This window comes from Kitasatospora sp. NPDC088548, from assembly GCF_044753005.1.
In the GTDB taxonomy this organism is placed as follows: domain Bacteria; phylum Actinomycetota; class Actinomycetes; order Streptomycetales; family Streptomycetaceae; genus Kitasatospora.
On record NZ_JBIVMI010000043.1, the window covers coordinates 13,806 to 40,674 of the forward strand.

25 protein-coding genes, 1 tRNA gene and 1 pseudogene are annotated in these 26,869 nt (G+C 74.5%); 15 read left to right on the forward strand and 12 right to left on the reverse strand.

Translation table 11 applies throughout. From position 1 onward, the window contains the following. Positions 1-12 precede the first annotated feature (12 nt). A complete protein-coding gene (locus ACIP82_RS35425) occupies positions 13-441 on the reverse strand; it encodes a DUF6325 family protein (RefSeq protein ID WP_400659535.1) in 429 nt (142 codons plus the stop codon). A 245-nt stretch (positions 442-686) separates the two neighbouring features. Between ACIP82_RS35425 and ACIP82_RS35430 the strand changes: the two genes are divergently transcribed. Continuing rightward, on the forward strand, positions 687-1,193 hold the full coding sequence (locus tag ACIP82_RS35430; RefSeq protein ID WP_400659537.1) for a nucleoside deaminase: 507 nt from the start codon (positions 687-689) through the stop codon (positions 1,191-1,193). A gap of 31 nt (positions 1,194-1,224) precedes the next feature. On the opposite strand, the gene ACIP82_RS35435 is transcribed toward ACIP82_RS35430, so the two are convergent. Genes ACIP82_RS35435 through ACIP82_RS35445 form a run of 3 tightly spaced genes read right to left on the reverse strand, consistent with a single transcriptional unit; the run spans position 1,225 to position 3,864 of the window. Continuing rightward, positions 1,225-2,241, reverse strand: coding sequence for an NAD(P)/FAD-dependent oxidoreductase (locus tag ACIP82_RS35435; RefSeq protein ID WP_400659540.1), 1,017 nt, complete (start codon positions 2,239-2,241; stop codon positions 1,225-1,227). Continuing rightward, complete coding sequence (locus ACIP82_RS35440; RefSeq protein WP_400659543.1) at positions 2,238-2,792, reverse strand: isoprenylcysteine carboxyl methyltransferase family protein; 555 nt, start codon at positions 2,790-2,792, stop codon at positions 2,238-2,240. The genes ACIP82_RS35435 and ACIP82_RS35440 overlap by 4 nt, the downstream gene beginning before the upstream one ends. A 7-nt stretch (positions 2,793-2,799) precedes the next feature. Continuing rightward, the gene (locus ACIP82_RS35445) at positions 2,800-3,864 is read right to left on the reverse strand and encodes a type III polyketide synthase (protein ID WP_400659545.1); all 1,065 of its coding nucleotides are present in this window, start codon (positions 3,862-3,864) and stop codon (positions 2,800-2,802) included. Between the two features lie 96 nt (positions 3,865-3,960). On the opposite strand from ACIP82_RS35445, the gene ACIP82_RS35450 reads away from it, so the two are divergent. Then, on the forward strand, positions 3,961-4,863 hold the full coding sequence (locus ACIP82_RS35450; RefSeq protein ID WP_400659547.1) for a UbiA family prenyltransferase: 903 nt from the start codon (positions 3,961-3,963) through the stop codon (positions 4,861-4,863). A gap of 103 nt (positions 4,864-4,966) precedes the next feature. Here the strand turns inward: ACIP82_RS35450 and ACIP82_RS35455 are convergent. Then, a tRNA-Cys gene (locus ACIP82_RS35455) sits at positions 4,967-5,040 on the reverse strand. A gap of 184 nt (positions 5,041-5,224) precedes the next feature. Here ACIP82_RS35455 and ACIP82_RS35460 point away from each other — a divergent pair. After that, positions 5,225-6,037 (forward strand): hypothetical protein, encoded by an 813-nt coding sequence (locus ACIP82_RS35460; RefSeq protein WP_400659549.1) that lies wholly within the window; start codon positions 5,225-5,227, stop codon positions 6,035-6,037. Between the two features lie 76 nt (positions 6,038-6,113). On the opposite strand, the gene ACIP82_RS35465 is transcribed toward ACIP82_RS35460, so the two are convergent. The 4 genes from ACIP82_RS35465 to ACIP82_RS35480 form a co-directional block, all read right to left on the reverse strand. Beyond that, positions 6,114-6,773, reverse strand: coding sequence for a polysaccharide deacetylase family protein (locus ACIP82_RS35465; protein WP_363609393.1), 660 nt, complete (start codon positions 6,771-6,773; stop codon positions 6,114-6,116). Positions 6,774-7,193: 420 nt separating this feature from the next. Next, entirely contained in the window at positions 7,194-8,384 is a 1,191-nt protein-coding gene (locus ACIP82_RS35470; RefSeq protein WP_363609391.1) for an SPFH domain-containing protein, read from the reverse strand. 100 nt (positions 8,385-8,484) lie between these two features. Next, positions 8,485-8,706: a hypothetical protein gene (locus ACIP82_RS35475; protein ID WP_363609389.1), complete on the reverse strand. Its 222-nt coding sequence runs from the start codon at positions 8,704-8,706 to the stop codon at positions 8,485-8,487. Between the two features lie 456 nt (positions 8,707-9,162). Then, the gene (locus tag ACIP82_RS35480; protein ID WP_400659553.1) at positions 9,163-10,602 is read right to left on the reverse strand and encodes a helix-turn-helix domain-containing protein; all 1,440 of its coding nucleotides are present in this window, start codon (positions 10,600-10,602) and stop codon (positions 9,163-9,165) included. 320 nt (positions 10,603-10,922) lie between these two features. Between ACIP82_RS35480 and ACIP82_RS35485 the strand changes: the two genes are divergently transcribed. Beyond that, the gene (locus tag ACIP82_RS35485) at positions 10,923-14,126 is read left to right on the forward strand and encodes a M28 family peptidase (protein WP_400659556.1); all 3,204 of its coding nucleotides are present in this window, start codon (positions 10,923-10,925) and stop codon (positions 14,124-14,126) included. 94 nt (positions 14,127-14,220) lie between these two features. On the opposite strand, the gene ACIP82_RS35490 is transcribed toward ACIP82_RS35485, so the two are convergent. Beyond that, a complete protein-coding gene (locus ACIP82_RS35490) occupies positions 14,221-14,985 on the reverse strand; it encodes a DedA family protein (protein WP_400659558.1) in 765 nt (254 codons plus the stop codon). 263 nt (positions 14,986-15,248) lie between these two features. Between ACIP82_RS35490 and ACIP82_RS35495 the strand changes: the two genes are divergently transcribed. Further along, positions 15,249-16,820: an FGGY family carbohydrate kinase gene (locus ACIP82_RS35495; protein WP_400659561.1), complete on the forward strand. Its 1,572-nt coding sequence runs from the start codon at positions 15,249-15,251 to the stop codon at positions 16,818-16,820. Next, positions 16,817-17,827 carry an NAD(P)-dependent oxidoreductase gene (locus ACIP82_RS35500; RefSeq protein ID WP_400659564.1) on the forward strand — a complete coding sequence of 337 codons (1,011 nt, stop codon included), beginning with the start codon at positions 16,817-16,819 and terminating at the stop codon, positions 17,825-17,827. The genes ACIP82_RS35495 and ACIP82_RS35500 overlap by 4 nt, the downstream gene beginning before the upstream one ends. Positions 17,828-18,024: 197 nt before the next feature. Here the strand turns inward: ACIP82_RS35500 and ACIP82_RS35505 are convergent, their stop codons facing one another. Next, positions 18,025-18,660 carry a class II aldolase/adducin family protein gene (locus tag ACIP82_RS35505; RefSeq protein ID WP_363609378.1) on the reverse strand — a complete coding sequence of 212 codons (636 nt, stop codon included), beginning with the start codon at positions 18,658-18,660 and terminating at the stop codon, positions 18,025-18,027. A gap of 79 nt (positions 18,661-18,739) precedes the next feature. Continuing rightward, a complete protein-coding gene (locus tag ACIP82_RS35510; RefSeq protein ID WP_400659567.1) occupies positions 18,740-19,726 on the reverse strand; it encodes a sugar-binding transcriptional regulator in 987 nt (328 codons plus the stop codon). Positions 19,727-19,923: 197 nt separating this feature from the next. Between ACIP82_RS35510 and ACIP82_RS35515 the strand changes: the two genes are divergently transcribed. The 9 genes and pseudogenes from ACIP82_RS35515 to ACIP82_RS35555 all read left to right on the forward strand — a co-directional run bounded on the left by ACIP82_RS35515 (position 19,924) and on the right by ACIP82_RS35555 (position 26,727). Continuing rightward, a complete protein-coding gene (locus ACIP82_RS35515) occupies positions 19,924-21,246 on the forward strand; it encodes an MFS transporter (protein WP_363609375.1) in 1,323 nt (440 codons plus the stop codon). Between the two features lie 201 nt (positions 21,247-21,447). Then, a complete protein-coding gene (locus ACIP82_RS35520) occupies positions 21,448-22,758 on the forward strand; it encodes a cytochrome P450 (protein ID WP_400659570.1) in 1,311 nt (436 codons plus the stop codon). 176 nt (positions 22,759-22,934) lie between these two features. Beyond that, complete coding sequence (locus tag ACIP82_RS35525; RefSeq protein ID WP_400659573.1) at positions 22,935-23,369, forward strand: MarR family winged helix-turn-helix transcriptional regulator; 435 nt, start codon at positions 22,935-22,937, stop codon at positions 23,367-23,369. Positions 23,370-23,386: 17 nt separating this feature from the next. After that, the gene (locus tag ACIP82_RS35530) at positions 23,387-24,229 is read left to right on the forward strand and encodes an ABC transporter ATP-binding protein (protein ID WP_400659576.1); all 843 of its coding nucleotides are present in this window, start codon (positions 23,387-23,389) and stop codon (positions 24,227-24,229) included. Beyond that, positions 24,189-25,064: an ABC transporter permease gene (locus ACIP82_RS35535; RefSeq protein WP_363609367.1), complete on the forward strand. Its 876-nt coding sequence runs from the start codon at positions 24,189-24,191 to the stop codon at positions 25,062-25,064. The genes ACIP82_RS35530 and ACIP82_RS35535 overlap by 41 nt, the downstream gene beginning before the upstream one ends. A 36-nt stretch (positions 25,065-25,100) precedes the next feature. Continuing rightward, positions 25,101-25,241: pseudogene (locus ACIP82_RS35540) on the forward strand (glycosyl hydrolase); the annotation flags it as partial. A 54-nt stretch (positions 25,242-25,295) separates the two neighbouring features. Continuing rightward, positions 25,296-25,460, forward strand: coding sequence for a hypothetical protein (locus tag ACIP82_RS35545; RefSeq protein WP_363609365.1), 165 nt, complete (start codon positions 25,296-25,298; stop codon positions 25,458-25,460). Then, positions 25,415-25,672 (forward strand): glycosyl hydrolase-related protein, encoded by a 258-nt coding sequence (locus ACIP82_RS35550; protein ID WP_400659578.1) that lies wholly within the window; start codon positions 25,415-25,417, stop codon positions 25,670-25,672. The genes ACIP82_RS35545 and ACIP82_RS35550 overlap by 46 nt, the downstream gene beginning before the upstream one ends. A gap of 101 nt (positions 25,673-25,773) precedes the next feature. Then, the gene (locus ACIP82_RS35555; protein WP_400659581.1) at positions 25,774-26,727 is read left to right on the forward strand and encodes an ROK family protein; all 954 of its coding nucleotides are present in this window, start codon (positions 25,774-25,776) and stop codon (positions 26,725-26,727) included. Positions 26,728-26,869 lie beyond the last annotated feature (142 nt).

The window sequence follows — 26,869 nt, forward strand, 5'->3', positions numbered from 1 at the left end:
CGGGTGGGGCGGTCAGGGCTTGTGGCCGATCGCGACGAGATCGGCCTCGACGATGCTCAGCGGGACCTGCTCCCGGGCCACCAGCAGGCCGCCGGCCTCCTTCAGCGCCCGGACGAGCGGGGTGGCCCAGCTGTTCTCCCAGACGATGATCGCGGCGGAGCTGTCCGGCGGGATCTCCTCGCAGACCGAGGCGAGGTCCTCCTCGCTGAGCAGCCCCTGGATCTCGCCGTCCACCTCGGAGAAGGCGGCGGCCTCGTCCTCCTCCAGCGCGTCCAGCTCCAGCACCCGGGCGGTTCCGTCCGCGTCCCGCTTGATGAAGGTCAGATCGATGATGCGGACGATGCCCTCCGAGGTCAGACGCTTGAGCTCGGGGACGATGTCACCGCGGAACCTGTTGCCCGGGAAGGCGATGACCGCGTACTCGACCGGTCCGATGTCCATGACGGACCTCCCGTGTCGGCGCCCGGTGGCTGCGGGCGGGTGCTCTCCCATCGTGCGCCCCGGCGCAACCGGGTGCGAGTGGAGCGGGAGGGTCCCACGCCCGGCCGCACCGACCGTGTGGCGCCGCCCCGTCGGAGCGCCGTCATGAGAGCGCCCGGCCACCCCTGTGTCCGGCCGTGCCGCCCTACCGTGGGGTCCACCGGCATCGGACGCCGCTGAGCCCGCGAGACCGAGGAGACCACCGTATGACCGCCACCGGAACCCCCTCCGACCCCGCCGCGACCGAGGCCGACCGGACCCTGCTGCTGGCCGCCGTGGCCGCCGCCCGCCGAGCCAGGGAGGCCGGCAACCACCCGTTCGGCGCACTGCTCGTCGGACCCGACGGCGCCGTGCTGCTGGAGGCGGAGAACACCGTCGTCACCGGGCGCGACGCCACCGGCCACGCCGAGACCAACCTGGTCCGGCTGTCGACCGCGAGGTACGACGCCGGCTTCCTGAGCCGGTGCAGCCTCTACACGAGTACCGAGCCGTGCGCGATGTGCGCGGGTGCCGTCTACTGGTCCGGCATCGGCCGGGTCGTCTACGCCCTCGGCGAGGACGAGCTGCGCGCGATGACCGGGCCCGACGAGAAGAACCCGACCCTGGCACTGCCCTGCCGCCGGGTGTTCGCCGCCGGACAGCGGGACCTGCCCGTGGTCGGCCCGGTGGACACCGACGGTGCCCGCGAGGTCCACCGGGACTTCTGGGGCTGAGGGCCCGGGCCGGAAGGTCCTCCCGGGGCGGTCAGCCGAGCCGGTTGACGGCGGCCGCGAAGGCGGCGGGGAAACGGGCGGCGGTGGGCACGATCCGGTGTGCCAGCCGGGGCTGCCCACGCAGCCAGAGCAGGGAGCCGGTCAGCAGCCGGTACTGCCGGGACACCCGGCGCCACGCCGACTCGTACTCCTGCGGCCGGTCGGCCCGGACGCAGCGCACCAGTTGGTCGGCCGCGCCGAGGGCGATCGACAGGCCCTCGCCGGTGAGCGCGTCGACGTAGCCGGCGGCGTCGCCGACCAGCAGGACGCGCCCGGCCACCCGGGCGCGGACCCGCTGGCGCAGCGGTCCGGCGCCGAGGACGGGCGTCGCCGCGGCCCGCGGCAGGCGGGCGGCCAGCCGGGGGAACCGGGCCAGTTGCTCGTCGAACGGGCCGCGGTCGCCGGTCAGGACGGCGACCCCGACCAGGCCGGGGCCGACCGGGGTGACATAGGCCTCGGACCGGGCCGACCAGTACACCTCGACGCAGTCCGTCCACGGCGGTACGGCGAAGTGCCGGCGCAGCCCGTACCGGGCCGGTGCCCGGCCGGACCGGGCCTCCAGGCGCAGGCCGCGCCGGATCGGTGAGTGCAGGCCGTCGGCGGCCGCGAGGTAGCGGGCGGTGATCCCGGCCGCCGTGACGCTGTCGCGGCCCTGGTGGACGGCGGTCACCCGCAACGGCAGGACGGCCACGCCGAGTTCGCGGGCCCGGCGGTCCAGCGCGGCGTGCAGGTCGGTCCGCCGGACGCCCAGGCCCGGGTCCCCCCGGAAGAGCCCCTCGGCCTGGTGGCGGTCGTCCAGGTAGCGGATCCCCCGGAGGGCGTGTCCGTCGACGGTGACGCCGAGCTCGGCCAGCGCCCGCCGGCCGGCGGGCATCAGCCCCTCGCCGCAGGCCTTGTCGACCGGCGTCCGGCGGGGCTCGGCGACCACCACCTCCAGGCCGGCCCGGGCGGCGTGGATCGCGGTGGCGAGTCCGGCCGGGCCGCCGCCGGCCACCAGGAGGTCGATCACGGGGCCGTACCGGACGGGGCCGGGGCGCGGTCCGGTACGGCGGCCGGGGCCGCGCGCAGGGCGGCGTTCTCGCAGCGCAGCCGGACCGCGAGGAGGGGGAGGTTGAGGAGCGTGAAGCCGGCCGCGGTGAGCCAGGCGGTGTGGACCAGGGGCAGTGCGACGCCCTCGGCCACGACCGCGAGGTAGTTGGGGTGGTTCAGCACCCGGTACGGGCCGGTGGCCACCAGGGGCAGGCCGGGGACCACGAGCACCCTGGTGTTCCAGCGTGGTCCGAGGGTGCCGACGCACCACCAGCGCAGGGCCTGCGCCGCGAGCGCGAGCAGCAGCGCCGGCCACCCGAGCGCGGGCAGGAACGGCCGGTCCGCCCAGGCCGTCTCGGCCAGGCAGCCGGCCAGCAGGGCGGTGTGGAGCAGGACCATGACGGGGTAGTGGCCGCGCCCGTACTCGGTGGCGCCGTGCCGCCGGCTCCAGGCGGTGTTGCGGCGTGCGGTGCGGAGCTCAGCCAGGCGTTCGGCGGCCACCAGCAGGACGAGGGCGGTGTAGGGGGTCATCGTCGGCCTACCAGCGGATCAGGACGAGTTCGGAGCAGAAGCCGGGCCCCATGGCGAGCAGCAGGCCCGGGGTGCCGGCCAGCGGGGGGCGCAGCGCGAGGGTGTCGCGCAGGATGTGCAGCACGGAGGCCGAGGAGAGGTTGCCCACCTCGGCGAGCGAACGCCAGGTCAACTCCAGTGCCTGGGCGGGTAGATCGAGGCTCTCGCGAAGGGCGTCCAGGACCTTGGGGCCGCCGGGGTGGCAGACCCAGGCGGTCACGTCCTGGAGCTTCAGGTCGTGGTCGGCCAGGAACGCGCGGACCTCGGGCCCCAGGTGACGGCGGACCAGTCCGGGCAGTTCGCCGCCGAGCAGGATCCGGAAGCCGCCGTCCCCGATGTCCCAGCCGAGCAGGCGCTCGGTGTCCGGGTAGAGCCGGCTGCGGGTCGCCACCACGACGGGCCCGTCGTCCGGGCGGCGGCTCGGGTGGTCGCGGCCGACCGCGACCACGGCGGCCGCGCCGTCGCCGAACAGCGCGCCGGCCACCAGGTTCGCCGCCGAGGCGTCGGTCCGTTGCAGCGTCAGGGAGCAGAGTTCGACGGAGAGCAGGACCGCGACGTCGGCGGGCCGGCCTTCCAGGTAGTCGTGGAGCCGGGCGATTCCGGCGGCGCCGGCCACGCAGCCGAGCCCGAAGACCGGTACCCGTTTCACGTCCGCGCGCAGCCCGAGGCGGGTGGCGAGCCTGGCTTCGACGGACGGGACGGCGATGCCGGTCACCGAGGTGGAGATCAGCAGGTCCACGTCGCGCGGGCGCAGTCCGGCCTGGTCGAGCGCCTCGGCCAGGGCCCGTTCGCCCAGTTCGAGGGCCACCGTGATGAAGCTGTCGTTGGCTTCGCCGAACCCGCTCAGGGCCGCGTAGCGCTCCAGCGGCATGGCCAGTCGGCGGCCGCGCACCGTGGACGCGGCGTGCAGCCGGTCGAGCAGTTCGCGCCGCCCCTCCCCCACCGCCCCCATGGCCGCCAGCGCGTCCGTGATCTCGTGCTGTTCGTACCGGTGCTCCGGCAACACCCCGTGGACGGCTGCGATTCGCGTCATTGCCCCAGCATAGGGACGAACAGCATCAAATCGCCCTCAGCCGCGAGGGCCGCGCCGATCCGGCCCTGCGGCCCCGGCCGGATCTAGCATCACGGTGTGCCCACCACCGAAAGCGGTCGTAGCGATGTCCACCGGGTCGGCGGAGCCGTGGAGTTGACGCACCGTCGAGCAGGCCGGTCGGCGCTCGCGCTGCTGCGGGCGTGCCACCCCGAGCCGACGGCGGCGGTCACCGTGCTGATGACGGCGCTCGCCGCGGTGTCCGGGCGGAGCGCGGCCGGCTGCCTGCTGGTGGCGTCCGCCGTGCTCACCGGTCAGCTGTCGGTGGGCTGGTGCAACGACCGGGTCGACCTGGCGCGTGACCTCGCGGCGGGCCGGCGGGACAAGCCCCTGGCCGCGGGCGCGCTCGGCCCGACGACGGTGTCCGTCGCGGCGGGCGGCGCGCTGGGCCTCTGCGTGCCGCTGTCGCTGGCGAGCGGGCCCTGGGCGGCCGCCGCCCATCTGTCCGGTGTCGCGGCGGCGTGGGGTTACAACCTCGGCCTCAAACGCACCGCCGCCTCCTGGCTGCCCTACGCCGTGGGCTTCGGCGCGCTGCCCGCCTTCGTCACGCTGGGGCTGCCCGGCCATCCGTGGCCGCCCGTCTGGTCGGCCACGGCGGGGGCGCTCCTGGGTGTCGGGGCGCACCTCACCAACGTGCTCCCGGACATCGAGGCCGACCTGGCCGCGGGCGTGCGCGGACTCCCCCAGCGACTGGGCCGCCGCCGGGTCCGGGCGCTCGCGCCCGTCGTGCTGCTGGCCGCGTCGGCCGTCCTGGCGTTCGGGCCCGCCGGACCGGCCGGACGCGCCGGGTGGGCCGCGTTCGCCGTCACCGGTGCGCTGGCCGCGGCCACCGTGCTGCCGACCGGCCGGGATCCGCGCAGCCGGCTGCCGTTCCTGGCGACCCTGGGGCTGGCGGCGACCGCCGTGGCACTGCTTCTGCTGCGCGGAGCCGCGCCGGCCTGAGCGCGCCCGCGCTCCGGGCGGGGCGCGTCCGGAGCGCGGGCGGGCGGCGCCCGCCGGCAGGAGATCCGGCGGGCGCCGCGTGAGCGGGCCCCGGTCGGGGCGCTGGAGGTGGAGATAGGAATCGAACCCATGTACGCGGCCCTGCAAGCCGCTGCCTCGCCTCTCGGCCACTCCACCGGGCGACGTGTGCAACATTAGGGCAATGCTCCGGAAATCCCGCACCCCGACACACGGGAAAACGCCGCGCCGCCTCCCCGGGCCTTTCCGGACACACGCTCCGCCCGGCGTTTCCGCGCGCCACTCGTCCCGGCGGTAACCTGCTGCGTGCAGTGCCCCCGATCCGAGAAGATGGGATTCACACGTGACGGTCAAGGATTCCCAGCCGGCCATTTCTGTCAGCCCCGTATTCACCGGGCCGGCCGCCCGCTGCCAGTACAAGAGCCTGCCGCTGCGGGACCTCCCCCCGCTCGGCCTCGTCCGCCAGGCCCGGATGGCGCGCGAGGAGGCCCGCGAGCGCCACGCCGGGGTGCCCGCGCCCGGCCGCCCCTCGGCGTTCGCGGTCGGCGACTGGGTGCGGGTCAAGGACGCCGATGCCGTCCGGGCGACCCTCGACGAGCAGGACCGCCACCGCGGTCTCTGGTTCACCGACAGCCAGTGGTCGTACTGCGGCCGCACCTACCGGGTCGAGCACATCGTCCGGCGGATGGTCGACGACCACTACCGGATGCGCCGCCTCTCCTCCACCACGACGCTGGCGGGCGCCACCTGTCTGGGCGCGGACCGGACGCAGGGCTGCGGGCTGGCCTGCGCCCTGCTCTTCCGGGACGAGTGGCTGGAGCCGTCCACGGCGGAGGCGGCCCACGTCATCCCGTCCGACTACCGGGCCACCGTCCGCAGCCTCCCGGAGATCCAGGCCACGCTGGACGGCTCGGGCCGGCTGCACGGGGTGCCGTTCCACCCCGGCATGGCCAGGTTCGCGGGCACCCGCCACGGCGCGACCCACGTGGGCCACCGGGCGCTGGCCTGGTGGCAGCGGCCGGTCGGCGGCGACTGGTACGTCCTGGACAGCCTGCGGTGCGGCGGCGAGCCGCTGCCGGAGACGGGCTGCGACCGCCAGTGCGGCCTGCTGTGGCACGCCTCCTGGCTCCGCCTGGAGCCGGCGACCGGCGAGTGAGACCCACGGCCGGGCACCGGGCCGGCTGCGGCCCGGCGCCCGGTCGCGGCAGCCCGGTCGCGTCAGCCCGGTCGCGTCAGCGGGTCCAGCGGTGGCGCAGGTACTTGGCCGTCAGGCGCAGCGGGCCGTCGCGGTCCCCCACATAGCTGCGCGGGAGAGTGTGCGGGCCGGCCGCGGCCCCGGGGCTGACGGCGCAGGCGTGGGTGTAGCCGGCCGCTTCGACGGCCCCGACGGCGGCCGGGTCGAAGGACCCGTACGGGTAGCAGAAGCCCTCGACGGCGCAGCCGGTGACGTCCTGGAGGATGCTGCGGCTCTCCGCGACCTCGGCGGTCAGCCGCTCGGGGGCGAGACCGGCCAGGGCGACATGCGTGAGGCTGTGCGAGCCGACCTCCATCCCGGCGTCGACCACGGCGCGGACCTGCCGGGCGGTCATCAGGGGCTTGCGCGGCCCTTCGCGGTCCCAGTCGTTGTCGGCGCCCATCTTCCGCGCCACGACGTAGACGGTCGCCGTGAAGCCGTGGTCCGCCAGGAGTGGCACGGCCTGGTCGAGGAAGTCCCGGTAGCCGTCGTCGAAGCTGAGGCCGACGAGCCCGGCCGCGGTGCCGGCGGCGTGGGCGCGCTCCAGCTCGCCGACGGAGACCCCTCGCAGGCCGCTGTGCGAGAGCCAGCGCAGCTGGCCGCGGAGCCGGTCGGGATGCACCGTGACGAGGTAGGGGTCCTCGGGTTCGGTGTCCACCGAGTGGTACATGAGCGTCCACGGGCGGCGCTCCGCCCGGCGATCGCGGCCCTCCGGACCCGATGGGGGGAGAACAGCGGAACCATGCTCAGAGAGCGTCATCTTCAACCCCGCCGTCGATTCGCCCGTCATCCGCCTGGGCGTGCCGAATCGGCCCACGGAATCAGGAGTCCCTGCTCGGTGCAGTCGAGCACGGTGGATTCTGGCAGACCGGATCACGGCAATGTGACCACCGGGGCTGTTACACGGAGGAAATACTTCGCACGGCGCATTAATTCCGTGCGGGTATGACAATAATTCCTAATTGAGGACTGTTGATCGACCTCGCGCGAGAAAATCCCGCACGAGGTCCGCGAGATCCGCGAGATCCGGGAATATCAACTGCCCGGAATATTCGGACTGCCGGGCCGCACCCGGCGGTCAGGTCTTCTCGGGCGTGCGGGGAGTGGGCCTTCCGTTGACGGCCGGGGCCGCCACCCCGGGCTGGAGGGAGTGCAGGATGGCCAGGCCCTCGCCGACGATGCCGGCCGCCAGCTGGTTGACGCCGTCGGTGCCGTTCAGCACGGTGAGGCTGGCTCCGGCCATGCCGCGGGCGGCCGCCTCGGCGAGCGCCGGCAGGTTCTCCACCACCCGGTTGGCCGCGATGAGCTCCTGGTTGCCGTCCCGGAGCGAGGCGGCCCGGGCCTTGTTGGCATCGGCCTGGGCCTGGGCGATCGTCCGCTCGGTGTAGGCGTTGCCGTCGGCCTCGAACTTCGCCCGGTCACGGCTCGCCTCGGCGAGCGTCCGCTGCCGGTACGCCTCGGCGTCGGCCGGGCGGCGGACCTCCGCCTCCAGACGCTGGGCCGCCAGCGCGGCCTGGCGCTCGGCGAGGGCCGTCTGCTGCTCGATGACCTCCTGGGACGCCCGGGCCTGGGCGAGCGGGCCGGCCTGGGCGGCGCGGGCGTTGGACTCCTCGGTCTGCGCCAGGAAGCCCGCCCGCTTGATCGCGGTGTCACGCTCGTACTCGGCCTTCAGCGCGGCGGCCTGCTGCTCGCGCTCGGTGGCCTCCTGGTCCGCCTTGGCCCGGGCGATCCGGGCCTGGCCGGCGACCGCCGCGGCGTGCGGCGCGGCGAGGTTGTCGATGTAGCCGGTGGCGTCCTCGATCTCCTGGATCTGCAGGGCGTCCACCACGATGCCGAGCTTCTCCATCTCGCCGTGGCTGCCGGCCATGACCTCCTGGGCGACCCGGCTGCGCTCACGGATGATCTGCTCCACGGTCAGCCCGCCGATGATCGAGCGCAGGTGCCCGGCGAAGATCCGGCCGACCAGCTCCTCCATCTGGTTCTGCTCGGACAGGAAGCGGCGGGCGGCGTTGGCGATCGACACCGCGTCGTCGCCGACCTTGAACACGCAGACCGCGCGGACGGTGAGCCGGATCCCCTGCTGCGTCACGCAGTCCTCCGCGATCTCCGCCTCCTGCAGGGCGAGGGAGAGCATCCGGGCCTTCTGCTTCACGGGGAGCACGAAGCTCCCGTGCCCGGTGACGATCCGGAACTGGGTGTCCTGCGACTGCCGCTTGGACCCGGAGATGAGCATCGCCTCGTTGGGGGCGGGAACGTGCCAGAACAACATGACTGACCACCTGGTGTACTACACGGGTTCGTACTGCTTCCTACCGCGCGGGTTCCGGCCGCACGGGTTCCGGCTCGTCCCGGTTCCGGCTCGTCCCGGTTCAGGACGGCAGGAGTTCGACGAGCACCGAACGGGCCGAGATCATGTCGACCACGACCACCCGGGCGTCCCGGCCGACCGGTTGTGCGGCCCACGCCGCGAACGCCTCCGATCCACCCCGCAGCGCGACCAGCACCTCGCCCGGTCCGTCGGACGGGATCGGCACCGTCACCCTGCCGACCGCCCCGACCGGGCTCCGCGAGGAGTCGTCGATCTCGTCCATACGCCCTCGCACCGGGAATGTCTCCGGCCGCCGTCGCGCCGGACCGTGCACTGTCACGCGGCGACACCGCCTCCCGGAGGCCCACACCTCCGGCTTCTCCGACTCTCGGGAACACCGGCGGCGGCAGCCGACGGCGACACTGTCCCCGATGTCTTCCACGGTACTCCGGGCCCACCGGAAGACCACCGGCCGAAGGGCGGGCCCGGGCCGCCGACACCCGGCCCGGACGAGGTGGGCACCGCGTACGGGAAGCCGGTCGCGGTGGGTCACCGGGGCCGGGGTGGGCCCTTCCTTTCCCCCCCGGGTCGCCTCCGGGCGCTCCGGCCCGCTGCCGACACTCCTCGCTCCGGCGCTCGCACCCCTCTTTCCCCCGGGCACCATCGGTGACGACCCGTCGGGCACCTGGCGGGAGGAATGCCCCTCCCGCCCGGCCGGGGCGGGGGCAGGGTGGGCCGTTCAGCCGGCGAGTTCGGCCAGGCGGTCTGCGGTGTCGGCGAGTTCGGGCCGGCGGTGGCGCTGGGCCACCAGCCGGCCGCGCAGGCCGCGCAGTTCGTGGCCGACCAGCGCGGGCAGGCCGGGGGTGGCGCCCTCCAGAGCCGGCCCGAGCAGCGAGACGGCGGCCTGGGGGTCGTGGGCGCAGAGGTGGCAGTCGGCGACCCGGACGGTGAACAGCAGCCGGGTGGCGGGGAGTTGGGCCGGGCCGAGCAGGCGCAGCGCCGTCCGGGCGGCGTCCAGGGCGCGCTGGGCGAGCCGCGGGTCGCCGACGGCGGCGGCGACGTCGCGCAGGGCGGCGGCGGCCCCGGACTCCACCCGCAGGTGCATCGAGGCGATGGAGAGCCAGGGCGCGTCGGACTCGTCGCGCTCGCCGATGTGGTCGAGGTGCAGCCGGGCGCGGGCGATGTGCCGGACGGTCTCCCGGACGTCGCCCGCGAGGCCGTGCGCGCGGGCCTGGCCGACCTGGGACATGGCGCCGGCCCAGTGCCGGCCGGGGGCGGCACGGCCGATCTCGCGGGCGTAGCCGAGGGCGGCGGCGGCGTCGCCGTCCAGGCGGGCGAGGGTGCTCATGTCGCTGAGCGCGGCGACCTGGGTGGCGGGGTCGTCGGCCAGTTCGGACCAGCCGAGCGCGCGGTCGAAGCAGGCCATCGCGGTGGCGTTGCGGCCGTGCTGCATGCGCAGCGCCCCGGCCGCGTGCGCGTACTCGGCGGCGAGCAGGGCGAGCGGGCGGCGGCGGTCGGCGGGGGTGCCGGGCAGCCGGCCGAGGACGGCGTGCAGGGTGCGTTCGACGGCGGCGGCGAGGCCTGGGTGCGGGCGGTCCTCGCCGGAGCGCAGGTGGGCGGCGAGCAGCCCGGTGAGGGCGTGCGCGGTGTCGGCGTCCAGGGGTGGCGGAGCGGCGGGGTCGGCGGCGCAGAAGGCGGCGTGCAGTTCGGCGATGTCGGCGGCGTCCGGGACGGCGCAGCCGGCGGCGCCGTGCAGCGGGCAGAGCAGGCCGTAGTCGGGGAGCCGGCCCGGCGGACGGCCGGGCGGGAGGGGCGGCAGCGGCGCCGGCGGCGGGGGGCCGCCGGGCAGCGGCGGGCGGAAGAGGCCGGACGGGATGGCCGCGGCGGGCGGCGGGGGCTGGGCGGCCCGCTGTTCGGCATCCTCGGCCCGGTCGCAGGCGGTACGCAACTCGCCTCCGGTGGCGAGCAGTTCGTCGATCCGGTCGGCGATCCTCGGCGTGACCCTGCGGATGCCGTGTTCGAGTTTGCTGACGGCGGTGTGGTCGTAGCCGATCTCGGCACCGAGCTGGGCCTGGGTGAGGCCGGCGCGTCGGCGCCAGTGGCGCAGCCGGGCGCCGAAGGCCCGCCAGAGGTCGGCGGCGGACGCCGCGGACGGCGCGTCTGCGCGGTTCCGGTGCACGGGCTTCCTCCCCCGAGTCCTCCCCGCCCTTCGCGGTCTTCCGACTCTGAGGACGGTACTCGACGAGCGCCCGATCCGTACATGAGGTGGTCTCAACCTCTTCCTTAAGGTGGTCTCAACCTCTTTGCGGGATCGGAGACTTGACAGAACTTGCCAACCCCTCTGAACTGCTGCGACTTCCGTTGACCCGAACATGACGGTGTGTGAGGGTTCCGGTCACCCGAGCGCGGACGGCCCGCACGGCCGCCCCCCGATGCGGCCTGCGGTACGGCACTGGCACGTCGTCCGCGGTCGAGGACCCCCACGTTCGAGGAGCCTCGATGCAACACAGACTGACAGCAGGGAGGCTGCTGACCGCAGCCACCACCCTGACCGTTCTGGCCGGAATGCTCGCCGCCACCAGCGCCGGGCAGGCCGCCGCCGACCCCGGTCCGGCCGCCGCTCCACCGAGCGCACTGGCCGCGGCCGTCTCCGCCGCCGACCAGGCCGCCGCGGCGGGCCTGGACGCCCTGGCCAAGGGCCCGGGCGAGACCTACGAGCGCACCGCGGTGACCCCGTGGCTCGGCGGTCTGTACTCGGTCGCGTACGAGCGCAGTTACCACGGCCTGCCGGTGGTCGGCGGCGACGCCGTCGTCATAGCCGACGGCCAGGGCCGGGTGCGCGGCCTCCAGTCGGCCGCCTCCGGGCCGGTCGGCGGCTCCACCACTCCCGTGGTGAGCGCCGCCGACGCCGAGAAGGCCGCCCGGACCAGGCTCGCGACCGTGGACGGCGTCGAGTCGCGCCGTCTGGTCGTCCGGGTCAAGGACGGCACCGGACGGCTCTCCTGGGAGACCGTGCTCACCGGCCGGACCGCCACCGCCCCCAGCCGGCTGCACGTCTTCGTGGACGCCCGCACCGGCGAGGTCGTCGACAGCTACGACGACGTCCGGGCCGGCACCGCCAACAGCAAGTGGAACGGCCCCGCCCCGGTCACCATCAGCACCACCAACTCCGGTGGCTCGTACTCGCTGCGCGACCCCGGCCGGCCCGGGCTCAGCTGCGCCGACTACAGCACCGGCCAGGTGTTCAGCAAGTCCAGCGACTCCTGGGGCACCGGCAACCCGACCAGCAAGGAGACCGGCTGCGCCGACGTGATGTTCGCGGCGCAGAAGGAATGGGACATGCTCCGCGACTGGCTGGGCCGCAACGGCCACAACGGCAACGGCGGCAGCTGGCCGGTCAAGGTCGGCCTGAACGACGTCAACGCCTACTGGGACGGCTCCTCGGTCTCGATCGGCCACAACAACGCCAACGAGTGGATCGCCGCGATCGACGTGGTCGGCCACGAGTTCGGCCACGGCCTCGACCAGTACACGCCCGGCGGCGCCAACAACGAGTCCGGCCTGGGCGAGGCGACCGGCGACATCATGGGCGCCCTCACCGAGGCGTACGCCAACGAGCCGGCCCCGTACGACACCCCGGACTACACCGTCGGCGAGATGATCAACCTGGTCGGCAACGGGCCGATCCGGAACATGTACAACCCCTCGCTGGTCGGCAACAACCCGAACTGCTACTCCTCCTCGATCCCGAACACCGAGGAGCACGCCGCGGCCGGCCCGCTGAACCACTGGTTCTACCTGCTCGCCGAGGGCTCCAACCCGGGCGGCGGCAAGCCGACCAGCCCGACCTGCAACAACTCCTCGGTGACCGGCGTCGGCATCCGGGACGCCGGGCGGATCTTCTACGGCGGCATGCTGCTCAAGACCAGCGGCATGACGTACAAGCGGTACCGCACCGCGACCCTGACCGCGGCCAAGAGCCTCGACCCGAGCTGCACCTTCTTCAACCGGGCCAAGGCCGCCTGGGACGCGGTCGGCGTGCCCGCGCAGACCGGTGACCCGGCCTGCACGACCAACGGCACCAACGACTTCTCGCTGGCCCTCGGCCCGGCCTCCGGTTCCGTCCAGCCCGGCGCCTCGACCAGCTCGACGGTCACCACGGCCGTGACCCAGGGCACCGCGCAGACGGTCAACCTGACCGCCTCGGGCGCACCCAGCGGCGTCACCGTCTCCTTCAACCCGTCCTCGGTGCAGGCGGGTTCGTCCGCCACGATGACCGTCTCGACGTCCGCCGCGGTGCCCGCCGGCACGTACACCATCACGGTGACCGGCACCGGGAGCGCCACCCACACCGCGCAGTACACGCTGACGGTCGGCGGCGGCAACCCCGGCGGCAACGCGCCCGACATCGACGTGGCCAAGGTGCAGGCGCACCTGACCCAGCTGAACACCATCGCCTCGCAGAACGGCGGCAACCGGCGGGCCGGCAGCGCCGGGCACTCCCAGTCGCTCGCCTACATCAAGGGCAAGCTCCAGGCGGCCGGCTACACCGTCAGCGAGCAGACCTGCACCTCCTGCACCTACACCTCCAACAACCTGATCGCCGACTGGCCGGGCGGCCCGGCCGACCAGGTGACCATGTTCGGCGCCCACCTGGACAGCGTGGCGGCCGGGCCCGGCATCAACGACAACGGCTCCGGTTCGGCCGTGCTGCTGGAGAACGCGCTGGTCCTGGCGCAGCAGAACCCGAGCCTGACCCGGCACGTCCGGTTCGCCTGGTGGACCGGTGAGGAGCAGGGCCTCCAGGGCTCCCAGTCCTACGTCGGCCAGCTGAGCTCGGCCCAGCGCGCCGCGATCAAGGGCTACTACAACTTCGACATGGTCGGCTCGCCCAACGCCGGCTACTTCATCAACAACATCGGCTCCACCACCTCCGCGCCGATGAAGGCGTACTGGGACTCGCTGAACCTCCAGCCGGAGGAGAACGTCGAGGGCCAGGGCCGCTCGGACGACTACTCGTTCCAGCAGGCCGGCATCCCCACCTCCGGCTACGCGGCCGGCGCCAGCGCCGTCAAGACCTCGGCCCAGGCGGCGAAGTGGGGCGGCACGGCCAACCGGGCCTACGACTCCTGCTACCACCAGTCCTGCGACACCACCGGCAACATCGACGCCACCGTCCTCAACCGCAGTGCGGACGGCGTCGCGTACACCGTGTGGAAGACCTCGGTCGGCGGCACCGTGCCGACCAACGACTTCTCCGTCGCGGTGAACCCGGCGACCGGCAACGCCACCCCGGGCGGCTCCACCACCGCGACCGTGTCCACCGCCACCACCGCCGGTTCGGCCCAGACGGTGAACCTCACCGCCTCGGGCGCGCCGGCCGGCGTCACGGTCTCGTTCAGCCCGTCCTCGGTGCAGTCCGGCTCGTCCGCGACCATGACGGTCTCGGTCGGCGCCTCGGCCGCCGCCGGCACGTACAGCATCACGGTGACCGGCACCGGCTCGGTCGCCCACAGCACCACCTACTCGCTGGTCGTCGGCACCGATCCCGGTAACCCGGGCGGTACCTGGGCCGCGGGCACCACCTACCAGGCGGGCGACGTCGTGACCTACGGCGGGGTGAGCTACCGATGCCTCCAGGGCCACCAGGCCCAGGTCGGCTGGGAGCCGCCCATCGTCCCGGCCCTGTGGCAGCGTCTCTGACACAGAGGGGGTCCGTGCCGCGGTTCGTCGAGGGGGACGAACCGCGGCACGGCCGCGTTCACACCGGCCCGGCCGCCCGTCGGCGGCGGGCCCGTCACTCCCCCGGCCGGGGCCTGGAACCCGGACCCGGCCGCGGCTCCGGTTCCGGTTCTGGCCGTGACTCCGGCTCCGGTTCCTTTCCCGGCCTCGTTCCCGGCCCAGGGCCGGGCCCCGCCGTCGGCTCCGGGGAGCCGCCCCGCCTGCGCCGGGACAGCAGCAGCGGCAGCGCCGAGACCGCCACCAGAACCAGGACCACCGGCAGCAGATAGTCGCCCACCTGCGGGAAGGACGCGCCCAGCGCGAAGCCGGCCAGGACCGTGCCCTGGGTCCAGAGCAGCCCGCCCACCACCTGCCAGAGCACGAACGTGCGGGTCGGCACCCGCAGCGCGCCGGCCAGCGGCCCGAGCACGGAGCGCACCATCGGCAGGAACCGCCCGAGCACGATCGCCCGGCGCCGCCCGTAGCGGTGCAGCAGGTCCTCCGAGCGGTCCACCGCGGTCCTGAGCCGGGGGCCCCGGCCGCGCGCGGTGAGCGCCCGGCCCCCGTGCCGCCCGAGCACGAACCCCAGCTGGGTACCGGCCACCGAGCCGACCGCCGCGCAGAGCAGCACCTGCCAGAGGGTGAGGTAGGGGCCGTGGTGCTCGGCCGCCGTGGGCGCCGAGGCGCAGAGCACCCCGGCCGGGAAGAGCAGCGTGTCACCGGGGACGAGGAAACCGACCACCGGCACCCCCGCCTCGACGAAGGTCACCACCAGGACCGCCAGCGCGCCGTAGGCGGCGAGCAGCGAGGACCCGCTGGTCACATCGAGCGCGAAGGCCATCCGTCACCCCAGCCGGTGCGGCCGGACCACCGGTCTGCGTGGCCCTCCGGCCACTCTAGGGCTTGTCCGACAATTCCCGCCACGCGCACGCGAACCGTCGGACAGGCCCTGGTGCGTCCGGGAACGGCGCACGTGGCCCGGCGAGCGGCGGGCGGGCGGGGCCGGTTGACTACCGCGGCCCGGACGCCTAAGTTCACCGTACTTTAGATCATCTCTTGAACTATTGTTCAGTGATGGTGGGCTCGGCTGTGGGAGGTCCATCAGTGACTCGGCAGGCAGTGGTCGGCATCGACGCCGGCACCACCGCGGTCAAGGCTGTCGTCCTGGCGCGAAGCGGCGAACAACTCGGCTGGTCACGCGTGCCCCTGCGGGTCGCGCGCCACGGCGACCGGGTGGAGCAGGACATGGACGAGGTGTGGTCCGCCGTCCGTACCACCGTGCGGGAGTCCGTCCGGCAGGCCGGCGAGGGCGTGGAGATCGTCGCGGTGGGGGTGACCGGGCAGGGCGACGGCGCGTGGCTGGTGGACGCGGCCGGCCACCCGTGCGGGCCGGCCGTGATCTGGATGGACGGCAGGGCCGCCGGCCGGGTCGCCCGGTGGGAACGGGACGGCCGCGCCGCGCTGGTGCGCCGGAGCACCGGCTCCGCCCTGTTCCCCGGCGCCCTGCCGGTCCTGCTCGAACAGCTGGCGGAGGAGCGCCCCGAGCAGGTCGAACGGGCCGCACACCAGCTGAACTGCAAGGACTGGATCCGCTTCCGGCTGACGGGTGAGGTGGCCACCGACGCCTCCGAGGCGTCGCGCACCTATCTGGACGTGGCCACCGGCGCGTACTCCGACGAGCTGATCGACGGGCTCGGCCACCAGCGCTTCCGGAGGCTGCTCGCGCCCGTCCGACCGCCGCAGGCCGCGGCGGGCACGGTCAGCGCCGAGGCCGCCGACGCCACCGGCCTTCCGGTCGGCGTCCCCGTGGCGGCCGGCCTGGTCGACAGCGCCGCCGCGGGCGTCGGCCTGGGGGCCGTCCGGCCCCGGGACGCCTACCTCATCGTGGGGACCACGGCCTTCGCCGGGACGATCCACCAGGACAGCGGGGGCTGCCGCGCCGAGGGCCGGATCACGCTGGCGACCGGCTTCGGCCGCCAGGTCATCGAATGCCTCGCCCCCATGACGGGCGCGCCGAACCTCGACTGGGTCCGTACGGTGACCGGGCTGGAGACCAGCGACTGGGCGGAGGTGGAGCGTCTCGCACGGGCGGCCGGCCCCGGCGCGGGCGGTGTCCTCTACCTCCCCTACGGTTCGCCCAGCGGTGAGCGCGCCCCGTTCGTCGACAGGGCGGCGTCCGCCTCCTGGCTGGGCATGAGCGTACGGACCACGCCGGGGGAGCTGCTGCGCGCCGTCTACGAGGGGATCGCCTTCACGCTGCGCGAGTGCCTCGGGGAGCCCGTCCGGGGACGGGCCCTGCGGATCGCGGGCGGGTCGGCCTCGTCGGACCTGTTCTGCCAGGTGCTCGCCGACGTCACCGGACAGCCGGTGGAGCGTTCCACCGAGCCCGAGCTGGGAGCACGCGGAGTGGCCGCGCTGGCCATGGTGGCCGGCGGCCTCGCCGACGACCTCGACGCGGCACTCGCCGCCCTGGCCTGCCCGGCCGCCACGTTCCGGCCCGAGCCCACGCTGCGGGACCTGTACGACCGCCAGGCACGCACGTTCGCCGCCGCCCGGGACGCCCTGCGCCCGGTCTGGCCCGCGCTGCGGGAGCTGCGCTCCCCCACGCCCACGTCCTCAGCCACCCCTGCCCCCTCAGCGTCGGCGGTCCGCGCCGACGGAATGGAGACCTCGTGACCAACGCGTCGCCCCGTATGCGGCTGCTCATCACCGCGCCCTTCGATCCGGCGGCCGCCGAACGGCTGACCGACCTGTTCGACGTCGAGACCGTGGAGCCGTCCATGGCGGGCGACTCCCTCGCCAGGCCGGAGCTCGCCGAACGGCTCGCGGCGGCGGACGCCGTGGTCTGCGAGGTGGACAAGCTCGACGAGGCCGCCCTGGCGGCGGCACCCGCGTTGAAGTTCGTCGTCTCCTGCCGGGCCAACCCCGTCAACGTCGACCTGCCCGCCTGCACCCGGCGCGGCATACCGGTCGCCGCGACCCCGGCCCGCAACGCCGAGATCACCGCCGATCTCGCCTTCACGCTGATCCTGTCCACCGTCCGGCACACCGGCGAGGCCGAGCGCTGGATGCGGGAGGGCAACTGGAAGGCCGACGACCTGTTCGAGCCCTACGTCCGCTTCCGCGGCATCGGCCTGGGCGGGCGGACCCTGGGCATCCTCGGCGGCGGCGCGATCGGGCGCCGGGTGATGCGCCGGGCGCTGGCCTTCGGCATGAAGGTCCTGGTCCACGACCCCTTCCTGGCGCAGGGCGCCTTCGGGGACGACGCCGAGGTGGTCGCCCTCGACGACCTCATGAGCCGCTCCGACGTCGTCACCGTGCACGTGCCCCTCAACGCCTCGACGGTGGGCCTGGTCGGCAGCGAGCAGATCGCCCTGATGCGCCCCGACGCCTACTTCGTCAACGCCGGCCGCGCGGCCGTCGTGGACGAGGCCGCGCTGATGACGGCCCTGCGGGAGAAGCGGATCGCCGGGGCGGGCCTCGACGTGTTCTGGAACGAGCCGCCGGACGCCGACTGCGAGCTCTTCCGGCTCGACAACGTCACGCTCACCCCGCACATCGGCGGCGCGTCCGACGACGTCGTCACCGAGCACTCCCGGATCGCCGAGCAGGCCCTGCGCGCCTGGGCCACGGGCGGGCAGCCCGCCGCCGTGGCGAACGCGCGGGAACTCGCCTCCTCCTGACCGGCCCTCCGGCGAAGGCCGCCGACCGTCCACCGGTCGGCGGCCTTCGCCGTGCCCTTCGCCGTGCCCTTCACCGGGCTCGCCGTGCCGTCGGTGCCCCGGCGGTGGGCCCGCGTCGGTCCGGCGGCGGAACGCCCCGTGGGCGGGCACCTCCTGCGTCAGGGGGTGCCCGCCCACGGGGCGTCGAGGTCAGCCGGTCACGCGTGGTGCAGGGCGGCCAGTTCCTCGGCCGGGAAACCGGCGGTGGTGTTGCCCAGGGTCAGTGCCCGGTACGTCGCGGTGGCGGCCTCCTCCAGGTTCATCGCACGCCGGAAGGCCATCCCGATGTCCTCGCCGAGCGACGAGCAGCCGTGGTGCGAGAGGACCATGCAGTCGTGCTGCCGCGCCTGCTCGGCCGCGACGTCGGCCAGCTCGTCCGACCCGTTCGGGTAGTACGGCACGGTGCCGACGGAGCGGACGTAGTAGGCGTGGTCGAGGCTGATCAGCCGGATCGGCTCCCCGAGCGCGTCCAGCAGGACCGCGTGCTGGGGGTGCAGGTGCACCACGCAGTTCACGTCCGGCCGCACCTGGTAGGTGCGCTGGTGCAGCTTCCACTCGCTGGAGGGCCGGGCCGCACCCGCCGTCCGCTCCCCGGCCAGGGTCATGACGGAGAAGTCGGCCTCCTCCAGCCGGTCCAGCCACGTCCCCGCCCCGGTGACCACGAACTCGTCGCCGCCGGGCAGGCGCGCCGACAGGTTGCCCCCGCTGGCGAGGACCAGCCCGCGCTCCACGACGAGCCGGCCGACCTCGGCCAGCCGCTCGCACAGGTCCTCACGGGTATGAACTGGCTTCACATCATGTCCTTTCCTATGACCGCTCGTACGACCGCTCGGGGCCGCACGAAAGTGCTCGCAAAGGTGCTCGCGAGGGTGCTCACGAAGACGCTCCGGCGGAGGCGGGCGCACCGGCCGGGGCGTCGGCCCCGGCGGCCGCCAGCAGGCCCTCGGCCGTACTGCTGTCCGTCACCAGCACGTTGATCAGCCCCTGGCTCAGCGCGACCCGGAGGGCCTGCAGCTTGGCGGCGCCGCGCGCCACACCGATCCGCACCGGCACCGCCCGCAGCTGCGCCAGGCTGAGACCGATGAGCCGGTCGTCCACCTCGCACGGGACGGCGGCGCCGTTCGCGTCGAAGAACCGGCCCGAGATGTCCCCCACCGCGCCCCGGCCGCGCGTGGCGGCCAGGTCCGACGCGCTCAGGTTCTCCACGAGCAGGCCGGTCCTCCCGCCGATCCCCGCGACCAGCACATCGGCCGAGACGGCCCGCTCCAGCGTCTCCTGGACGGCCGGGTCCTCCCGCCACACCTGGGCCGCCTGCGGAGTGCGCGCCAGCAGGGGGGCGGGCAGGTGGTAGGCGTGCCCGCCGGCGCCGGCGGCGAAGGCGAGGGCCAGCTCGTGGGAGCTGGCCGCGCGCGAGATTCCGCCGCCGCTCCCGGTGAGCGGGACGAAGTTCACGTCCCGGGCCGCTCCCGGCCGCAGGTGCCTGGGGATGGTGGCGACGGACGCCGACAGTCCGACGGCGACGGTCGCCCGGTCCTCCAGGAGGGCGCTGACGCACTCGGCGGCCACCGCCCCCAGGGAGTGGGCGGCGCGGGCCTCGTCCTCGAAGGTCGGCCCCACCCACGCCTGGCGCAGCGGGTAGGCGCGCCCCAGGGCCGACTCCAGCCCCACGAACAGGTGGTCGTCGCTGTGCACCGTGATCTCGACGATGCCCACCCGGCGGGCCTCCGCCAGGAGCCGGGTGACCTTGATGCGGGAGAGTCCGCAGAGATCGGCGATCTCCTGATGGGTCAGGCCGTGCTCGTAGTACAACCGCGCGATCTTGCCCAGCGGTGGCTGCCTGTGATCATTTGTTCGCTCCATTGATCCTCCGTTCAGATCCTGCCCTCAGTCCGGCCGATGGTCAAGAGGGCGGCGAACAGGGGGCGGGCACCACGCCGACCAGCGAAAGAGAGCCCGCCGATGCCTTGACAGCGGGAGGGGTGGAGCTCATATTACATGCACTTTGGTTCGAGTTTTGATCAAATGTTCACGCGCTCGTCACGTGCCCCGGAGGACACATGACCCCCACCTCTCACACCGCGGCCGACACCGCCGCGGCCCGCCCCGGACTCCTCGAAAGACAGGGGATCGTCCGCCCGCTCGCCTTCGGCTACCTCGCCGTCATGCTGTTCATGGTCGGCGACGGCATCGAGTCCGGCTTCCTCTCCCCCTACCTGGAGTCCCGGGGGCTCTCCGGCAGCGAGGTCGCCCTGCTGTGGACGGTGTACGGCCTCGTCGTCGCCGTCGCCGCCTGGCTCTCCGGCGCCCTCGCCGAGGCATGGGGGCCCCGCAAGGTCATGCTGCTGGGCCTCGGCATCTGGGCCGTCTTCGAAGTGCTCTTCCTGAGTGTCGGCGTGGCCGCCGGAAACTACCCGCTCATGCTCCTCACCTTCGGCATCCGCGGACTCGGCTACCCGTTCTTCGCCTACGGCTTCCTGGTGTGGATCGCCCTGGAAACGCCGGAGGACAAGCTCAGCCGCGCCGTCAGCTGGTACTGGTTCGCCTCCACCACCGGCCTCGGCGTCATCAGCTCCTACTTCGCCGGCGCGGTCATCCCCGCCATCGGCGAGATGGCCACCCTCTGGCTCTCGCTGGCCTTCGTCGGCGCCGGCGGCGCCATGGTCGTCTTCCTCGTCCGCGCCCGCGCCGCCGCACCGGCGGCGGCCTCGACGAAGGAGTCGCTGACCAGGATGCTCAGCGCGCTGACCATCGTCAGGACGCACCCCCGGGTGGGCATCGGCGGTGTCGTCCGGCTGATCAACACCCTGTCCTTCTACGCCTTCGTGGTGTTCCTGACCACCCACATGACCCGCGACGTCGGCTTCTCCACGGCCCAGTGGCAGACCATCTGGGGCACCATGCTGCTGGCCAACGTCGCGGCCAACCTCCTCTCCGGCTACGTCGCGGACTGGATCGGCGGCATCAACACCATCGCCTGGGGCGGCGGACTCGGCTGCTTCGTGACGGTGCTCGCGCTCTACTACGTCCCGCAGGCGACCGGCCCCAACTTCGGTGTCACCATCAGCATCGCGATCGTCTACGGGCTGGCCCTCGGGGCGTTCGTGCCGCTGTCCGCGATCATGCCGATGCTCGCCCCCCGCCACGTCGCGAGCGCGGTCGCCATCCTCAACCTCGGCGCCGGGCTCAGCCAGTTCGCCGGCTCGGCCGTCGCGGCCCTGGTCGGCCCGATCGGCGCCGGCGGCACCGTCTGGGTGCTCGCCTGCATCTACCTGGTCGGCCTCGTCCTCACCTTCTTCCTCAAGGAACCGAAGGCCGGAGCCGGTAACCACCCCGCCCCGGAAGCCGCACCCGCACCGCTGTCGGCGGCCGCCGACAGGTAGCCGCGAGACCGCTGCGGCCGGACCCGCCGGGCACCGCCGGGCCGGTCCCCGGGCCGCAGCGCCACGGCCGGGGGCCGGCCGGCATAGAGTCGGTCCGCCGAACCGACGGTCCGTCAGGCGGGGTTCTCCGGAACTCCGGCGGGCGGCCCGGTCCGGCGGACCGCCAGGCGGACCGGCCGCCGGCCGGAGGAGGAGAAGCCCGTGGACACGGAACCGCAGCGCACCCCGGCCGCACCGCCCGTCCCCGAGCTGGCGGCCGAGGCCGTCGAGCAGTGGCGCGCGGAGGAGGCCGAACTGGTCGAGCTGCTGGCCCGGACCCGGCAACGGCTCGGCGGCGTCTCGGCGTTCCGGCTCGGACCGGCGCCCACCGTCCTGGTCACCGACCCGCACGCGGTCCAGCACGTGCTCGGCCGCCACCCGGACCGGTACGTCAAACGCTCCCACCGCGCCCGGATGCTGGTCGGCGACGGCGTCCTCTCCGCCACCGGCGACGCCTGGAAACGTCAACGACGGCTGCTGCAGTCGCAGTTCACCGGGCCCGGGATGCGCCGCTACGAGCAGCGGATCGCCGGCGCCGCCCGCCGCACCGCCGACCGCTGGTCCGGGTACGCGCGCACCGGCGGGCCCCTCGACGTGGGCGAGGAGATGCGGCGCTTCGCCCTGGACACCATCTGGCGCGCGCTCACCGGCCACCCCCTGGACGACCACGCCGAGCGTGAACTCGCCTCCGTGGCCACGGTGGTGGCCGCGCTGCCGACCCTGCCCGCCGGCGGCGCCGACGCCCGGGACGCCGTCGCCGCCGACCTCGCCAGGATCGACGCCGTCGCCCAGCAGGCCATCGACACCGCCCGCCGCGCGCCGGCCGGGCCCGACGGCCCCGGTGTGCTGCGCGTCCTGCTCGACGCCGGTGCCGAGCACCCCGAGTACACCGACCGGCTGATCCGGGACGAGCTGGTCACCCTGCTGGTCGCCGGGCACGAGACCACCGCCACCACGCTGACCTGGCTCTTCCTCCTCCTCGACCGGCACCCCGAGGCCCGCGCCCGGGCGCTGGAGGCGGGCGCCGAGGGCTCGCCCGAGCGCCGGGAGGCCGTCCAGGCCCTGGTCAGCGAGACGCTCAGGCTGTACCCGTCGGCCTGGCTGCTCCCCCGGCACGCCGTCGAGGACGACACCCTGGCGGGCCACCGCATCGCGGCCGGCACCGACGTCCTGGTCTGTCCGTACCTGACCCACCGCGACCCCGGTCTCTGGCCGGACCCGGAGCACTTCGACCCCGGCCGTTTCACCACCCCCGGCCGGCGCCCCGCCCGGCCGGGCGCCTATCTGCCGTTCGGCCTCGGGGCCCGCGCCTGCCTGGGCGCCCAGTTCGCCCTCCGCGAGACCACCGCGCTGCTCGAACTCCTGCTGCCCCGGCACACCCCGCGCTTCCGGCACACGCCCACGGGCGCGGCCTACAGCATCACCGTCCGCCCCGACGGGCCCACCCCGGCCACGCTGGGGGCTGTGAGGTAGCTCTCATTGAGAGCTAAAATGAGGGTGTGACGTACCCGGAACCGCCCGGATCAACCGGACCAAGCGGACCACCCGGACCACCCGGACCACCCGGACCACCCGGACTCTCCCGAGTCGCCGACGGGCAGGGCTTCACCGGTGAGCTCGGTGATCTGCTGGCCGGTGTCCAACGGCTGATGCGACGGCGACTGCGGCGCGGACTGACCACGCCGAGGCTGCGCGGCGCACAGGTGGAGCTGCTGCGACTGGTCGCCGGCAGCCCCGGGATCAGGGTGTCCGTGGCGGCCAGGGAGCTCTGCCTCGCGGGCAATTCGGTCTCCACCCTGGTCAACCAGCTGGTCCGGGCCGGGCTGCTGACCCGGGAGGCCGACCCGGAGGACGGCCGGGCGGTCCACCTCGCCGTCACCGCCGAGGCCACCGCCCGGCTGGGCGCCTGGGACGCCCGCCGCCGGGCGCTGCTGGAGGAGCGGGTGGCGCTGCTCCCCGAGGCCGACCGGGAGGCCCTGCACGCGGCACTGCCCGCGCTGCGCAGGCTCGCGGACGGGCTGCGAACGGACGGCCTGCGAACGGACGGGCTGCGAACGAACGGGCTGCGGACGAACGGGCTGTGAACGGAAGGAGACCCACCATGACCACCGGTCCGGGTACCGCCGAGGCCGCTGTCTCCTGCATCGGGGTGGAGTACGCCTTCGGCGCCACCCGCGCGCTGGACCGGTTCGATCTGGAGGTCGGAACCGGCGAGGTGTTCGGCCTCCTCGGCCCGAACGGCGCCGGGAAGACCACCGCGATCCGCGCCATCACCACCCTGCTGCCGGTCCGGCCGGGCATGATCCGTGTCCTCGGGCACGACTGCGCCCGCGAACCGATGGCCGTCCGCCGCCAGCTCGGCTACGTACCCCAGCAGTTGTCCGCCGATGCGGCGATCACCGGCCGGGAGAACGTCGAACTGTTCGCCCGGGTCTACGACGTCCGGCGCCGCGAGCGGGCCGCCCGGGTCGCCGAGGCACTCGCCGCGGTCGACCTGACGGAGGCGGCCGACCGGCTGGCGGGCACCTACTCGGGCGGCATGGTCCGCCGGCTGGAGCTGGCCCAGGCGCTGGTCAGCGCGCCCCGGCTGCTCATCCTGGACGAGCCCACGATCGGCCTCGACCCGATCGCCAGGGACAGCGTCTGGGACCGCATCCACCAGGTACGGACCGCCGCCGGGATGACCGTCCTGGTCACCACCCACTACATGGAGGAGGCCGACGAGCACTGCGACCGGATCGGCCTGATGCACCGCGGCCGGGTCCGGGCCGTCGGCACCCCGGACGAGCTGCGCGCCGGGCTGGCCCGGGCGGGCGGGCGTCTGCCGTCCCTGGAGGACGTGTTCCGTCACTACGCCGGCAGCGGTCTGGGCGACGCCGCCGGAGAGGGAGGCGAGTTCCGCGATGTCCGACGCACCCGCACCACCGCGTCCCGGGTCGGCTGACCCGGCCGAGGCCACCGACGCGGCCACCGGACGGCTGCATCTGCTGCTCACCCCGCCGCAGGCCCGGCCGGCCTGGCGGGTGGTGCCGGCCCGGATGCTGGCGCTCTGCGCGGTGGAGCTGCAGAAGCTCCGCCACGACCGCACCGAGCTGTACACCCGGGCCGTCCAGCCCGCCCTCTGGCTGCTGATCTTCGGTGAGACCTTCACCCGGATCCGGGCCGTGCCCACCGGCGGCATCCCCTATCTCGACTTCCTCGCGCCCGGGATCATCGCGCAGTCCGCGATGTTCATCGCGATCTTCTACGGCATCATGATCATCTGGGAGCGGGACGCCGGGGTGCTCACCAAACTGCTGGTCACCCCCACGCCCCGGGCCGCCCTGGTCACCGGCAAGGCCTTCGCCGCCGGGGTGAAGGCGCTGGTGCAGGCGGTGGTCGTGGTGGTGATCGCGGCCCTGCTCGGCGTCTCGATGACCTGGAACCCGCTGCGGCTGGCCGGGGTGGCGCTCGCCGTGGTGCTCGGGTCCGCGTTCTTCGCCTGCCTCTCGGTCTCGGTGGCCGGGATCGTGCTCACCCGGGACCGTCTGATGGGCATCGGGCAGGCCATCACCATGCCGCTGTTCTTCGCCTCCAACGCCCTCTACCCCGTCGCCGTCATGCCCGGCTGGCTGCGGGCCGTCAGCCGGGTCAACCCGCTCAGCTACGAGGTGGACGCGCTGCGCGGCCTGCTGGTCGGGACGCCCTCGCACCTCGGGCTGGACTTCGGCGTGCTCACGTTCGCGGCACTCGTCGGCATCGCCACCGCCTCCGCGCTGCTCGGACGCCTCGCCCGCTGAGCACCCGGGACCCGCTGAGTACCCGGGAGGAGTGCCGGCCCGGTCTTCGAGGCATTCATGCGCCTCACCGAGGCCGGCGCCCGGCCGGCCACCGTCCTCGCCGAACGCGCGGCGGGCCAGGGGCACCTGGCCGCCCGCGGGATCACCGAGGTCGTCCGCCCCGACGACGTACGCTGACGTCCGACTCCCCCGTGACCCACCACCCTCAGTAACGCAACGGAGCCCGCTGCCATGCACGATGACCGCACCCTGGTCGAGTCCCGCCTCAAGCGCGTCCTGGAGGGGCGCATCCGCCCGGCGGTGCACCCCGAGTCCGTCCCGCTGGAGGTCGGCGTCTGGACGACGCGCTGGTGGTCAGCGCCGTCAAGCCGGCCGACGACCGCAGCGGCGACCTGATCGTCCGGGTCCACGAGGCGAACGGCGGCCGCGCCCGGGGCCGGCTGACCACCTCGTTCCCGCCGGCCGGGGCGGTGCCCTGCGACCTGCTGGAGCGGCCGTGGGACGGCACCCGCGGCGAGGTCACCATGACGGACGGCGGCATCGAGCTGGGCCTGCGTCCCTTCGAGCTGGTCACGCTGCGCCTCACCCCCGGCGGCACGGCCGCCTGACGCCGTCGCGCCGTCCGGCGTTCCCGGTTCCGTCGTACGGCGCCCCTGCCCGCGCGGCAGGGGCGCCGCCCCCGTCCCACCCCCTCCTGGAGTACCCCGCGATGACCGTCAACCCGCCCCGCCCCGCGCTGTTCGCCGCCCTCGACATCGGCGGCACGAAGATCGCCGGAGCACTCGTCGACGACCGCGGGGAGCTCCGCCGACGGATCCAACTGCCCACCCCGGCCCGGGAGTCCGCCGGGCAGGTGCTCGCCGTGGTGCACCGGGTCCTGGACCACCTCGCCGGGGACGGCGACTGGGCGCGGGTGAGCGCGGTCGGCATCGGCAGCGCGGGCCCGGTGGACCTCGTGCACGGCACCGTCAGCCCGGTCAACATCCCCGGCTGGCGGGCCTTTCCGCTCACCGCCGAGGCCGCCGCCCACCCGGCCGTGGCGGCACTCGGGGTGCCGGTGGCGCTGGCCGGGGACGGTGTCGCCATGGCGGCGGCCGAGCACTGGCGGGGCGCGGCGCGCGGCGCCGACAACGCGCTCTGCCTGGTGGTCTCCACCGGCGTCGGCGCCGGGCTCGTCCTGGACGGCGCCGTCCGGCCCGGCCCCAGCGGCAACGCCGGCCACCTCGGCCACATCAGCGTCGACCTCGACGGCGACCCCTGCCCGTGCGGCTCGCGCGGCTGCCTGGAGGGCATCGCCAGCGGAACGGCGATCGCCCGGCACGCCCTCGCCCGGGGCTGGCGCCCCTCGGGGGACGACCGCTCGGCGCGCGCCGTCGCGGCGGACGCCCTGGCCGGCGACCCGGGCGCCCTGGCCTCCTTCGACCGGGCGGCGCAGGCACTGGCCGCCGGGATCGCCGCCACCGCCGCCCTGGTGGACCTCGACCGGGTGGTCGTCGGCGGCGGCGTCGCGGCGGCCGGAGAGGCGCTGTTCGCCCCGCTCGCCCGCCATCTCGACCGGTACGCGGCGCTGCCGTACATCCGCGGCCTCGACGTCCGCCGCGCCGAACTCGGCACGGACGCCGGCCTGATCGGCGCCGCCGGGATCGCGGCCGGCCTTTCCTGACCCCGACCTCGATTCACCGCACAACTCCTGAACACGATCTGACGAATCGTCACGAGGGAACGGCGTGCCCGCCCCCACCCGACCCCCGTTCGCCTACCTCGCCAATCCGGTCCGCGATTAGAGCTTGTCTGACAGTTCCCGC

Excerpts from the sequence above, each read along its gene's own strand:
- ACIP82_RS35425 (WP_400659535.1), bottom strand. The coding sequence starts at position 441 with ATGGACATCGGACCGGTCGAGTACGCGGTCATCGCCTTCCCGGGCAAC.
- ACIP82_RS35430 (WP_400659537.1), top strand. The coding sequence starts at position 687 with ATGACCGCCACCGGAACCCCCTCCGACCCCGCCGCGACCGAGGCCGAC.
- ACIP82_RS35440 (WP_400659543.1), bottom strand. The coding sequence starts at position 2,792 with ATGACCCCCTACACCGCCCTCGTCCTGCTGGTGGCCGCCGAACGCCTG.
- ACIP82_RS35445 (WP_400659545.1), bottom strand. The coding sequence starts at position 3,864 with ATGACGCGAATCGCAGCCGTCCACGGGGTGTTGCCGGAGCACCGGTAC.
- ACIP82_RS35470 (WP_363609391.1), bottom strand. The coding sequence starts at position 8,384 with ATGTTGTTCTGGCACGTTCCCGCCCCCAACGAGGCGATGCTCATCTCC.
- ACIP82_RS35475 (WP_363609389.1), bottom strand. The coding sequence starts at position 8,706 with ATGGACGAGATCGACGACTCCTCGCGGAGCCCGGTCGGGGCGGTCGGC.
- ACIP82_RS35485 (WP_400659556.1), top strand. The coding sequence starts at position 10,923 with ATGCAACACAGACTGACAGCAGGGAGGCTGCTGACCGCAGCCACCACC.
- ACIP82_RS35490 (WP_400659558.1), bottom strand. The coding sequence starts at position 14,985 with ATGGCCTTCGCGCTCGATGTGACCAGCGGGTCCTCGCTGCTCGCCGCC.
- ACIP82_RS35510 (WP_400659567.1), bottom strand. The coding sequence starts at position 19,726 with ATGGAGCGAACAAATGATCACAGGCAGCCACCGCTGGGCAAGATCGCG.
- ACIP82_RS35515 (WP_363609375.1), top strand. The coding sequence starts at position 19,924 with ATGACCCCCACCTCTCACACCGCGGCCGACACCGCCGCGGCCCGCCCC.
- ACIP82_RS35525 (WP_400659573.1), top strand. The coding sequence starts at position 22,935 with ATGCGACGGCGACTGCGGCGCGGACTGACCACGCCGAGGCTGCGCGGC.
- ACIP82_RS35530 (WP_400659576.1), top strand. The coding sequence starts at position 23,387 with ATGACCACCGGTCCGGGTACCGCCGAGGCCGCTGTCTCCTGCATCGGG.
- ACIP82_RS35535 (WP_363609367.1), top strand. The coding sequence starts at position 24,189 with ATGTCCGACGCACCCGCACCACCGCGTCCCGGGTCGGCTGACCCGGCC.
- ACIP82_RS35545 (WP_363609365.1), top strand. The coding sequence starts at position 25,296 with ATGCACGATGACCGCACCCTGGTCGAGTCCCGCCTCAAGCGCGTCCTG.
- ACIP82_RS35555 (WP_400659581.1), top strand. The coding sequence starts at position 25,774 with ATGACCGTCAACCCGCCCCGCCCCGCGCTGTTCGCCGCCCTCGACATC.